Annotated in this window: 6 protein-coding genes and 1 pseudogene; all 7 read right to left on the bottom strand. The window is 50.0% G+C overall.

Annotated features, from left to right (window positions below):
• Nucleotides 1-372: 372 nt before the first annotated feature.
• Nucleotides 373-966: a TetR/AcrR family transcriptional regulator gene (locus C230_RS0101685; RefSeq protein ID WP_018130344.1), complete on the bottom strand. Its 594-nt coding sequence runs from the start codon at nucleotides 964-966 to the stop codon at nucleotides 373-375.
• 153 nt (nucleotides 967-1,119) lie between these two features.
• Nucleotides 1,120-1,471: pseudogene (locus C230_RS19095) on the bottom strand (cupin domain-containing protein).
• Between the two features lie 671 nt (nucleotides 1,472-2,142).
• Nucleotides 2,143-3,066 (bottom strand): restriction endonuclease, encoded by a 924-nt coding sequence (locus C230_RS0101700; RefSeq protein WP_018130346.1) that lies wholly within the window; start codon nucleotides 3,064-3,066, stop codon nucleotides 2,143-2,145.
• A gap of 349 nt (nucleotides 3,067-3,415) precedes the next feature.
• Nucleotides 3,416-6,382, bottom strand: coding sequence for a type I restriction endonuclease subunit R (locus tag C230_RS0101705; RefSeq protein WP_018130347.1), 2,967 nt, complete (start codon nucleotides 6,380-6,382; stop codon nucleotides 3,416-3,418).
• 267 nt (nucleotides 6,383-6,649) lie between these two features.
• Nucleotides 6,650-8,260, bottom strand: coding sequence for a hypothetical protein (locus C230_RS0101715; RefSeq protein WP_018130349.1), 1,611 nt, complete (start codon nucleotides 8,258-8,260; stop codon nucleotides 6,650-6,652).
• 151 nt (nucleotides 8,261-8,411) lie between these two features.
• Nucleotides 8,412-8,678: a hypothetical protein gene (locus C230_RS0101720; RefSeq protein ID WP_018130350.1), complete on the bottom strand. Its 267-nt coding sequence runs from the start codon at nucleotides 8,676-8,678 to the stop codon at nucleotides 8,412-8,414.
• On the bottom strand, nucleotides 8,675-9,823 hold the full coding sequence (locus C230_RS19100) for a restriction endonuclease subunit S (protein WP_156807311.1): 1,149 nt from the start codon (nucleotides 9,821-9,823) through the stop codon (nucleotides 8,675-8,677). Before C230_RS19100 ends, C230_RS0101720 begins: the two co-directional genes overlap by 4 nt.
• Between the last annotated feature and the right edge of the window lie 217 nt (nucleotides 9,824-10,040).

A 10,040-nucleotide genomic window follows, 5' to 3' on the forward strand; every position in this document is an offset into this window, starting at 1 on the left:
CACTTACAGCCTTGCGAATGGTTTTGCGGTCGTGGCCGAATCTTCTGGCCAGTTCCGAGATGCTGACGCCCTCCTCATACAACTTCTTAATTTCCATCTTCTCACTCTCCCTCATGACTGGCACCTCCACGGACGTGATGGCAGGTGCCATAATTCGACACAGGGATGGGGAATTCATCCCGATGATTTTGAGGAAATCATGCCGGTGATTTTGGGGAATCGCTATCCGATGCTATTGGGGATTTTACATCCGATGTTGACACCAGAACGAAAGAAAGAAACGCCACCCAGTCGAGATGAAGACCGAAATAGCCTGCCACACTGAGCAGCGCCACGCACATGCCTTCCAGCCGCATCAGGGCACGAACCATGTCATTTTCCCTCACTTGTCAATTGTGATTGGACAAACTGTTTGGCCATTTGGCCCAGAATCCGGTAGGCACCTTCAAGGTCAAAATCCGGATCAACCAATGACTGCAAGGCCAGCCCCTCAAAACAGGCAAACAGAATGGCGGACATCTCAGACCCATTGGACAAAGGTTTTCCTGCCACAGCCTGTATGGTCTCTTCGATCCCTTCTCGTCCCCTTGTGAAAAGCTCTTTGACCCCCGACCGGATCGTAGGATTTCGCAAGGCAAGAACATACAACTCGTACCGCAGCTTGTACCACTCCGCATTCCTCCTCGTCCGCTCCAGCGGCTCCGCCAGTGCGGCATCCGCCAGCTGGTCAGCAGCGACGGTTTCCCGCATTTGTTCCATCTGCCGGCAATACGCATCCGTAGCTTCTTTGACAACTGCCACTAAAAGCTCTTCCTTGTTTGCAAAATAGTAATGAACCAACCCCGGTGACACGCCCGCCTCATGAGCAATGTCCTTGATGGAACAGTTTTCATATCCCTTTGCGGCGAGCACCTTATAGGCCGCTTCGATCAATTTGGCTCGAGTATTCCTTTCTCTTGTTTTCATCCCCGTACTCCATTCATTTTTTGGTTGGTTGTACAACCAATATATCATTTGCGTGTTGGGTGTCAAGATGTTCCACAGAGAAGGCTGCCACTGCCTACTTGAAGTATTGCTCATTTTTTCATGGAACATTTGGATCATACAGTTCGTAATAGCTTACCCCGTGATGATTCGATCACCTTTGCTTGTGGGCTGGGAAATGACAAGAAATTCGACAGCTTGATCCGATTCATTCACCATCTGATGTGGAATCCCCGGCGGCACTTCCACCCCCTCAAAGGGTTGAAGTCTTTCACGTCTTCCATCCACCTCCAAAGTTCCCGTGCCGGAAAGGATAAAGAAAAATTGTCTTGCCTGCTCATGATAATGCCTGACCTCTGCGGTTCCCGGTGGCATCCGTTCATATCCGTTCATAAATGACACTCAATTCCTTTTGTTTCACCAAATGCCAACCGTCGCAAACGCCTGCCCAAGCATAATGTTCAGCGTTATGTTTGCTGATCTTCACCGGACATCCATCTCCTTCGTAATTTATCCAATTTCAAAAGCCAACCAGTACTTCATGTAGCTTGAAAGGCTTAACTTGTGCCGATCCTCACAATCTGCTCCGCCGACATTACCACCTTTGAGTCCCTTTTTTCCAACATTTCAAGAGCGAATCGTCTTCCAAAAAGGGAATCGAACCTCCCTCCCTCCATTCACTCCGATCCGAATGCGTTCTCGTGTTCTCCCTCAGCACCATCCTCAGAAGTGTTATTTTTGCGAGATTTGATGCCGGATCACCTTCATTCGATTTCCACGGATTTTCATGGAACACCATGTGCGTCAGCCGCTCGAATCCATAAAACAGTAACACACAACCGCAATTCACTCTATTTTGAAGATGTATATTCTCCCCTGATCCGAAGCAATTTTTTGGATATCTCTAACAATTCCTGTTTTACCAAAATCTTATCCTTGTATCGTTCGGCAGCGCATCATAACCAATCGAAAGACCCGCCAACCCGCCGGCAATCGCTCCAATCGTGTCCGAACACATTGTGCTCCCCCCTTCCATAGAGATTTCTCTGTACGTGAAACATGACTTTCATATAAATTTACCTCTCTTTTAACATTTTTTCATGATTATTTTACAACTATTGGGGTTAGATGGCATTATTGCATAAAAACATGAGATTTTCACTCATCCATGAAATAGTCTTGATCTATTTTCTTAATCTCGTATGTGACCAACGGAGTCACCCCGACGCCGTGGTCAATCATCAACTGTGCCAGTTCATTGCCGTCTACCAAAACGACCTTGGTGTCTATCATCCCGGTGTATTCGATCGCTTCCTTTGTGAATGATGCAGTGGTTAAAAACACGCCTTTGCGAGCCCGCTGTCCTTGCAGAGCGCCAACAAACTTTTGAATTTCAGGGCGCCCCACACTTCCTTCCCATCTTTTCGCCTGTATGTATATTATGTCGAGCCCTAGGCGATCTTCCTTTATGATCCCATCAATGCCCCCGTCTCCGCTTCTGCCGATTGCCTTCCCTGCATCCGACTGAGAACCTCCGTAGCCCATTTGCACCAACAAATCGACTACTAGTCGTTCAAAAAATTCGGGTGAACAGGACTTGATCCTCGCCAGCAACTCATCTGCCAATGACTGTCTCATTCGACGATAACCAAGTTCCAGTAGTTCCTCTGGTGTTGATTCCTCTTTGGTTTGCAAGGATAGTCCACCGGGATTGTCGGGGCCCCTGGTATCACCATCGGAATTTCCTGACCGAAACTCCACAAATTCAGGAAATCGCATGAGGTAGTCTACCGTAATTGACGCCGGTTTTTGGCTAAGGACCTCTAGACCTCTGTTGGTAATGTGATAAGACCCACGTTTCGGTGTTTCAAGCAAACCGGCTTTTTTCAAATATGTCTGGGCCCAACCGACTCGGTTATGGAATAGCGGCTGGCGTCCATTGCTCATCAGTTGTGTACGCTCTTCTTCAGTCAAACCAAACCTGTCAGCCAAGACTTTGTATAAGTCCTTTGATGTATGCTCTTTTCCATCTGCCAGCTCCTGTAACAGCGGTAGCATGATTTCCTGATAGGACGGGATCAAACACAGATCTCCTCCATTCCAAATCCACAGTGAAAGAATAGCTTGTTTATCACTCGTCACGATCCAAAATATCGAATTTAGGTACCATAGTTACCCTTGTGTTGTCTCCAGCAAACTACTTTCAACACCTGAAATGTATCATGAGCTTCTACGAAAAACAGATCATCATCCTTCACTACTTAAATTAATGCAAGCATACCATGGCAATCTCCTTTTTTGAAATAGTCGGAAACTGCTGACAGATCCCCTTGCGTAATCATCAATGAAAATGCTGTTGCCAACTGAATTTGTCTCACTCATGTAATCAAATAACGCCTAGGCAAACATAAACTAATCTTCCCAAGTGACACTATTGCATGGGGTGTTCTCCGTTCAACTTCCGATACACCGACCCCATGATCCAGTTCTTCACCGCAGTCTGAAACTCTGGCTCATCCATCAACTTGGCGAAAATCTTATCATTCATCCCCATTCTATCGATGACCTTCCCCAGAAACACATCCTCGAAAGCATAGCGGAAGTTCTCCATGGTGTTCGACCGTGCCGCCTTCACGATTTCCTCATCCCGCAAGATGTCCGCCTCCACCTGGTCGAAGAACAGCCGGTCCGCCTCCGTGAATTCCGTACCAAACGCCTTGTTGAGTACCTCAATGATGCTTGAGAGCGGGGCTTCCTTTTTGTGATATCCACCCGTCCCCGCATCGGTGATGCCCTCCACCATCCCCGGCGTTTCCCGAACTAGTTCAATGCGGCCCTTTGACTTCTCCTCCAGTCGGTAATATTGCATCTCCACCTCGTCATCGAGATCGAGCGCCACCCGTCCTCGCACCGGGAGCTTTCTCAACAGCAGTCTCCCATACGTGTAAAACTTGTGAACAGGAACAGACTGGAACGGGGCAATCTGAGTGATGAACCCATATATCCGAACAAACGTGGAGAGCGTGGAACGAAACTCGTCACGCTCCTTCTCCGGCAACTGCAAATAGCGCTCTACTGCCGGGTCCAGATACTTGTGCAGTGCTGCCGCATCCTTACCCATATAAAACGCTTCTACCAGCGCTTCCACGTCATCCTGCCAAATGATTGGCTGGGCCTCGAGACGACTCTTTAGGTCAAAAATCAGGTTTAGGTCGCTCTCCTTGCCAAGCGTTGTAACCTCATAATACGGCTGGAATGCCGCCTGGATGTCCTCCGGGGTGTTCACGAAGTCAAGTACAAACGTGTCCTGCTTGCCGGCACATTTGCGGTTAAGGCGACTTAACGTCTGTACCGCCTGGATGCCGGACAGCTTCTTGTCGACGAACATCGTATGCAAAAGCGGCTGGTCAAACCCGGTTTGGTACTTGTCCGCCACGATGAGGACCTGATAATCGTCCGAATCGAACCGCTCCGGCAGCTCTTTCTCACCGAACCCGTTGATGCCAGGCTCCGTGAACTCCTCACCCTGGTCGATCACGGTGCCGGAGAACGCCACCAACGTCGCTACGTCCGTGTAGCCCTTGCGCTTGATGTATTCATCGAACGCCTGTTTGTAGCGTAAGGCGTGCAGGCGAGAACTCGTCACCACCATCGCCTTGGCTCGGCCGCCAATCTTATGGCGGGTGATGCGGCGGAAGTGTTCGACCATGATCTCCGTCTTCTGCGCCACATTGTGCGGGTGCAAGCTCGCAAACCGGGCAATCGCCTTTTTCGCTGGTTTCTCTTCCAGCGTCGGATCGTCCTCGATTGCCTTGGCCAGTTTGTAATACGCCTTGTACGTGACGTAGTTTTGCAGCACGTCGAGAATGAATCCCTCTTCAATGGCCTGCCGCATGGAGTACAGATGGAACGGCTCCGGTTTTGCATCCGGCGAAGGCCTGCGGCCAAACAGTTCAAGCGTCTTCGCCTTAGGCGTAGCTGTGAACGCAAAGTAACTCAGATTCTTCTGCCGCCCCCGTTTGGCGAGCTCCTCCGCAATCCGGTCTTCCACGTCCTTCGCCTTCGCATCCAAATCTCGCTGGATGTGTTCCGCCTCTTCCAGGGATCCCGCCGCCAGCACTTCCTTCACCGCATCGGCCGCCTTGCCGCTTTGTGAGCTGTGCGCCTCATCGACGATGATGGCGAAGTTCTTGTTCGAGAGATCTGCGACCTGTTTTGAGATGACCCCAAACTTCTGGATAGTGGAGATAATGATTTTGGCCTTCCCTGACTCCAGCGCCTGTTTGAGCTGGCGTGAGTTCTTGTCAATCTGCTGTACGACACCCTGTACGTGATCGAACTGGTAGATGGCATCTTGGAGCTGCCGGTCGAGCACCAGCCGATCTGTGATCACAATGACCGCATCGAAGATGGGCTTGTCGTCCGATCCATGTAGGTTTGACAATCGATGCGCCAGCCAAGAGATGGTGTTGGTCTTGCCCGATCCTGCCGAATGTTGAATCAGGTAGTTGTGACCAGGCCCCTTCTCCAGCACGTCAGCCAGGATTTTGTTCACGGCATCCCACTGGTGGTATCGTGGAAAGATCATCGTCTCCTTACGGACCTTCTTGCCGTTTTTCACTTTCTCATCGACCTGTAAGTGAAGGAACTTCTGAAGCAGATCCATGAAGTTGTCTTTTTGCCAGACCTCTTCCCAGAGGTACGCCGTTCGAAACCCGTCCGACGGCGGATTACCCGCTCCGCCCTGGTTTCCACTGTTAAACGGCAGAAAGAACGTGTCATCCCCGTCCAGCTTGGTGGTCATGTAGACCTCGTTCGGATCGACTGCAAAATGGACAAGGCTGCGCTTTTTGAACTGGAAGAGCAGTTCTCTTGGGTCTCGATCCCGCTTGTATTGCCGAATGGCATCCTGCACGGTCTGGCCTGTGAACTGGTTCTTCAGCTCCACGGTCACAACGGGCAGGCCGTTGATAAATAACACCATGTCAAGCGACTTCTCATTCTTCAGGCTGTAATGAACCTGGCGAGTCACCGTGAGGATGTTCTGTCCGTACCGGGTCAAAATCTCCGGGTTGAGCCCGCTTACCGGCCGGAAAAACGCCGCCTTGATGGGCACTCCGTAAATGTCGCATCCCTTGCGGATGACCTTGAGCATGCCATCCCGATCGATCACCTGGACCAGGCGGCGAATGAGCTCGCTGTCCGTTTTTTCGCCAAAGAAGCCCATGAGGCGGTTATACTCGTTCGGTTGGCTCGTTTTCACGAATTCAAGGAAGGTGGCCGGGAACAGGGCCAACTCCCGGTCGTACGCATCCGGGCTGCCCTTGCGCCAGCCATGCGCAAGAAGATGCGACTCAATCGCCTCTTCCAGCGCCTTCTCTGTGTGGATGGCGGTCATGGGATCAACTCCTTTCGTTCTAAGTCTGTACGTGTAAGCGAATCAATCGTGACAACGCTTATCAGGACGAAACGGGTGTGGCTTCGTCTGCTGCATACTGCCGCACGTCTATTTGGCCGGTCACGGCGGCAGTGATGAGGGCCTGGCGGTATTTTTGCAGTTTGTCAATTTGGTGTGTCATCCTGTTCGACAAATATACGCTATCTCCTTCAGGCAGTTTATCAGTTTCCGTCGTTGCAGTTAGAAGTTATATGAGGCAAACTATGCCTATGAATCCACAACGGGGCCATTTGACAAGAAATCGATCCTCCTGAACGCCTTACGAACGGCTGTGTGAGCCTGAGACAACTCTTCATTTTGCAACACAGTTAGCAGTCCTGGTAGATCCTCCTCATCCGTGGCAGCCTCCGACAGAATTCGGGTCCAGTATTTTTTTGCCACCTCATTCAACTCAATTTCTCCTTTACTGATGGCAACCAGTAACGGCGTCAAAGACTCGTCACCATCAGAAATACGAGTGACTGTCATTTGTGCGCATTCGGGTAATTGTCTGGGGTCCCCCTGATTTCTTTCAACTACCATTTTCAAGTTTTCTCGTTTCTCCTCGGCCTCAGCAGCGTCCCGAATTATCTCTACGAATTCAGATTGTAGATGTGTTCCTGCCTGTATCGCCTGCAATCCCTTTAGAAATTCTACCTTCCTATTTCTCACAGTCTTAGTGGAAATACGAGCCGCACGCTCGACATAGGCCCGTAACTGATTCAAATCGTCGGTTCGTCTGACCAAGAACCACACTGGCCCTTCAGTCGAAGAGACAGATAGGCTTGAAAGTACGAAGGGCCATATTTGATGTGCCGTAAACATAGCACTCCCATTTGACTCAATCCTCAAACGTTCAAATCCAAATACAAATAATTCGTACACAAACTCAATTGGGGGTACATCAAGGACTCCGCTGTTAAGTCGGCCATTGGAGCTTGCAACATCTGAGTGAAATTGCTCTGCCGCACTGTTAAATGATCGTCGAAAAAACTGCGGTTGGATGGGTAATGCATTTTCGTCCAATGGGTTCACAACGACCGGTATAGATTGCCCCCCATGGGTTTTGGACACCCTCAGCAAAGTCCCTACGTTCGAGCGCTCCAGAACGTTTAGTAAGTACGAAAGATCGTTTTCCTTTGGAGCAATAGCGACACGTTCCATTGCTGCCAGCCAGTCTGGTTCGTTCTCAGGAACCTCGGGCAAAACAAGGTAAATGGACGATAGGAGAACTGCCTTCTCCGAGGAGTCCGTTGCTGTTGCCAGTCGACGTGCCAAATCCTCAAGGATTATTTGTCTGTCCTTAACAATTTCAGGAACCGATGGTATATTTTGAATATAGCTCCGCATCCGTGTTGACTCTGACAGTAGACCTAGAAAATCTATTACTTCTTTGGCCATAGCTATACACACATCACGAGTTGGCGCCCGACCTGCATGAAATCCTCCGGCTCGGGCAGTGATTAAAGGACCGAATTTCAACGTGGCTTGATAAAGTTTCTGGCGATGATTATCATGATTCTGTGTTCCCTGTATCAAGAAATTGGTTCGTGGAACAGGATTTTTGAGCATCTTGCGAAAGTCATCGAGAATCGTTCTAGCTGATTTGAATTGACCCGATTCAAGTAGCAGCGTCTTCGCTCCATAGGCTTGAACCAAACACCCACTCAAGGCCAGCTCCGCCGCCGCCCCTATCAATCCAATGTGCGGAGCATACTGTGCAACAGATTCCCTCATTTGTATTCGGGTTGGGAAGCCTAGACCCATTAACGCCAAGTTGACTGATTCAATACTTGACTCAAACAAACGTACTGCTTCCCTCTTCAGGAGACGGGGCATGTCTGGACCTCCCCTAACCGAAGTTTGATTTGCATCATTACCAACTCAAGTTCCATGACGTGACTCGTTCGTTACATCACATTGTCTGTCGTTGATACTCTTGTACACCTCACGCAACATCCACTCCGTAATAGCCGCATGTACCCCAGAGTCATTCAAGATCCTTGCAAGCGACGTTCTCGTTTGTCGCATGTTTGTACTCGATGATCACAGGTGAATGATCCTCATCGATTCCAAGCGTATCGATACGCTCCCGATGTATAGATTCGGTCGAGTATTCGGATTCGAGAAACCGAACGCCAAGCAATACCTCCAGATTTTTCTCAAACAAAGTCTGGAGCGACTTCTCCACTGCCATCGAGGAACCTGGCAGTTCCTCCACCTTGCCATTGATCCGAAACAGTTTGATGTAGCTCACGGCGTGGCCGTCTCAACACTGTCGAGGCAATACTGCCTCACGTCGATCTGGCCGGTTACGGCAGCGGTGATGAGGGCTTGCCGATACTCTTTAATCAACGCTATTTGTGACTCAAGCTTGCGTATCGCTTTCGCTATTTTTCCTGTCAAAGACTCAACGTATTTGATGATATTTGCCTGTTCGACTAACGGAGGAACGCCGATGCGCAGATTCCGAATTGTTTCTTGGCTGATATTTGGCTGGCCCCCTCCAACACCAAGAGAAACGATATGACTTCGATTTGCCATGAACCAATAAAACACAAATTTCGTGTCCACCTTACTCGGGTTATAGAGTGCGCAACACGCCTGATTAGTGGCCGCCGAGATGCGCAGAATGGCGAGTTTACCGATCGTAGCTCCGTACATAGCCACCAAGAGAGTGCCCGGAGGATACAACTTCAAGGAGGTATACTTGCGAAGGGCACTATCGGTTACACATTTCGAAGTTCGATACAACTCGTCATCATTCAAATCACCGGTAATTACCCAAGGGATGTCCCCATCAAAGTATTTTGGCTCGCTCGAATCAGGTGTGGTTCCGCTGCCAATTCCTCCAAATATGTGCGTCATCTTCATAACATCCCAATGCGCCGGCACCTCTCCCAACCACGGAATCCCCGAATCCTTCATCGGCACGTTCGGGTCAAGGCCCTTCGTCACGGCTTGGGTGATGAGGGCCTGGCGCTTCTCCTGTAAAAGCTCGATGAGCCGCTGCTTTTTCTCGACGAGTTGGTCGAGTTTGGTGATTTCACGGTCGAGGAAGGAGGCGATACTCCTCTGAACATCTATTGGAGGAACCGGAACTCGAATATCCCCGATAAAATCCCAGCTTGCTCTTGGCATTTTTACACCGTACGTAGAGGAGTTGACCAAATCAATGAAGACATTGGACAGCAAAAGGTACTTCAAGAAATTAGGGAAATAACAGGGTGAACGTAGTACGAGAAACTCTGAAGTACATCGATATGTACCCGTCGCCATGATAACCTTCGCCAGGTATGGTCGGAGTTTACCGAACAAGACATCCCCAGGCCGACATATGTTGGCCATGCTATCGTCCATTGCTTCGGTCATGCCAAGTATCTTACCGGTCCACGATTCCACGTGTTCCAATCCGATGTAGGGTGTAGCCGCTCACGCTATTTGGCGGTGAATTTCTCACCGCCATTGTCGTGAGCGCTCTACCGTCAATCCGCCAGCCGAGTGAGCGCTGTGTCGACAGTCATCGCAGGCACGAGAAAGCAGCCGGTTAACCGACTGCTCCCCGTTGCCGATCCAGGTCCGTCAGTACCCGCTGGATGTGGCTGTCTTCCACCACGTC

Source organism: Effusibacillus pohliae DSM 22757 (genome assembly GCF_000376225.1).
GTDB lineage: Bacteria > Bacillota > Bacilli > Tumebacillales > Effusibacillaceae > Effusibacillus > Effusibacillus pohliae.

Bases quoted from the DNA above. Each gene is read 5' to 3' on its own strand.
- C230_RS0101705 (WP_018130347.1), bottom strand. From the start codon at position 6,382: ATGACCGCCATCCACACAGAGAAGGCGCTGGAAGAGGCGATTGAGTCG.
- C230_RS0101715 (WP_018130349.1), bottom strand. From the start codon at position 8,260: ATGCCCCGTCTCCTGAAGAGGGAAGCAGTACGTTTGTTTGAGTCAAGT.
- C230_RS0101685 (WP_018130344.1), bottom strand. From the start codon at position 966: ATGAAAACAAGAGAAAGGAATACTCGAGCCAAATTGATCGAAGCGGCC.